The sequence below is a fragment of the Mesorhizobium sp. P3_A9 genome (assembly GCF_056402975.1).
In genome coordinates, this window is record NZ_JBFUGJ010000608.1 from 1 (window position 1) to 1,992 (window position 1,992).

2 protein-coding genes are annotated in these 1,992 nt (G+C 58.9%); both read left to right on the plus strand.

Annotated elements, in window-relative coordinates; all coding sequences use genetic code 11:
• Positions 1 to 443, plus strand: a 443-nt coding sequence (locus tag AC1DX0_RS35155) for a hypothetical protein (RefSeq protein WP_477359029.1), incomplete at its 5' end; no start/stop codon positions are given.
• A 235-nt stretch (positions 444 to 678) separates the two neighbouring features.
• Entirely contained in the window at positions 679 to 1,713 is a 1,035-nt protein-coding gene (gene lov / locus AC1DX0_RS35160; protein ID WP_477223789.1) for a blue-light-activated histidine kinase, read from the plus strand.
• Positions 1,714 to 1,992 lie beyond the last annotated feature (279 nt).

Here is a 1,992-nt window from a genome sequence, read left to right on the forward strand (position 1 = left end):
GCCCGGCGCCGGGCCGCCTAGCCGGTATAAACCGCGTGAAGACCAATCTCGACGGCTGTGTGCTGCAAAGATCTACGATCCTGGGAAGCACACGGTCCATCCATGGCAACGACCATTGCGACGGCTCGCGGAACATCGCCTGCATGTCGACGCAGATGTGCACTGCGTTGCTGCCAATGGGTTCCTCGCGCACCGTAGGGTCAGCGCGAGATCGAAAATTGCGGAGAGGATTGTTGCGCATCGAACGCAACACCCAGGCCATGAGCCACGGCGCTTGCGGCGATCATGTCGTTCAGTTGGCTTCTGGAAACCGGACAGGCTTTCATGACAGTCAGGACAGCCGATGCTGCCTGCCTCACCGACACAACATCGTGCCGCTTCTTCCGCACCTCGACGTACTGCTCGATAAGCATCTTGAGGCGGCGCTCCTCTACCTCGTGTGACATCTTGATACTCCACCCAGATCAACCGCGACCGGCGGTGCCCTTGTGGCACCCGCGGGATTTCGATTGCTGTTAATTTGCGGCCCCGATCCTTGTTCCACCGCTCGGGCCGAAGGCGTCAACTTCGTCAACGATTGTCGCGACCAGATTGGCGTCCGCAGCGAATTCGCCAACGATCGGCAACGCTTTAACGCCTCTCACGTTCAAGGTTTTAGTCGGTACCAAGGAAGCCTTAATGGACGAAAAAGACCTGTCCCATATTCACGGTGATCAGCCGGCCGCAGTCACGGCGGATGCGCTGCCAGACCGCAAGGAGTTGGCGGCCACAGCGTTTCAGCGGACACGCATGCCGATGGTGGTCACCGATGCCACCCAGCAGGATTACCCTATAGTCCTGGCAAACGAAGCTTTTCTGAAATTAACAGGATACGATGCAGGAGAGGTTCTCGGCAAAAACTGCCGGTTCCTGCAGGGTCCGGCAACATCCAAAATCGCCCTTTCCGAGATACGAGCCGCGATAAGAGAGGAGCGCGCGGCCAGTGTCGAACTCCTCAACTACCGCAAGGATGGATCTGCCTTCTGGAACCAGCTCCATTTCAGCCCAATTCACGATGACAGCGGCCGTGTTGTGTATCACTTCGGCTCTCAAATCGACCGCACAGACTATCGCAGGATCCAGTCTCTGGAAGACTCCGAGCACCGGCTTCTTCTAGAGGTAGACCATCGCGCCAACAATGTGCTTGCGCTTGTCGACAGCATCGTTCGGCTTACTCGATCGGACGACGCTGCCTTGTATGCGGCCTCCGTACAGCAGCGTGTGCAATCTCTGGCCCGAGCCCACACCTTGCTTTCCCGGCGCGGCTGGCATCAGATTCCGCTACGGGAGGCCATTCGCACTCAGATAGAGCCCTACGGGGCGTCACGGGCAGTTTTGAGCGGCCCAGAGATCATGCTTGCAGCTCATGCGGTCCAACCGCTTGCGTTGTTCATTCATGAGCTCGCCGTAAACGCGGCGTCGCATGGCTCGCTCTCGCACGACACCGGCCAGGTCGCAATCAGTTGGAACGAAATCCCGCAAACCAAAGGGCTCGCGCTCGTTTGGGAAGAAACGGGAGGCCCGCCGCCTGCGGGCATCCGAAAGGCAGGCTTTGGCACTGTGATCGCCGAAGCTACGATACGGCGGCAGCTTCAAGGATCTACCGAGCGCGAATGGTTAGATCGCGGCGTTCGAATCGTCGTCGAGGTGCCTAACGTCACCAGCGAAACGTAGCAACCGTTCACCGCACATGAGCGAGCAGTCGTAGCGGCAAAAGCTGCGTCGGTCAGCGCCGACACGATGTGCACACCATTCGAAGCTGTGCTCTGTCAGAAATTCAGCAAAATGAAGGGCCCACTTTGCGGGCCCTTCTTTTGCAAGCCTGAAGACGCGGCTTCACAGCTTGACTGCGGCTTCCCGCGCCCACAGCCTCAGACCCCTGCAACTTTCAATGAAATCCGTGGCACTCGCCTTGTCAGCCAGCGGCAGCATTCCCTCGTCAGCCCCGGGCTC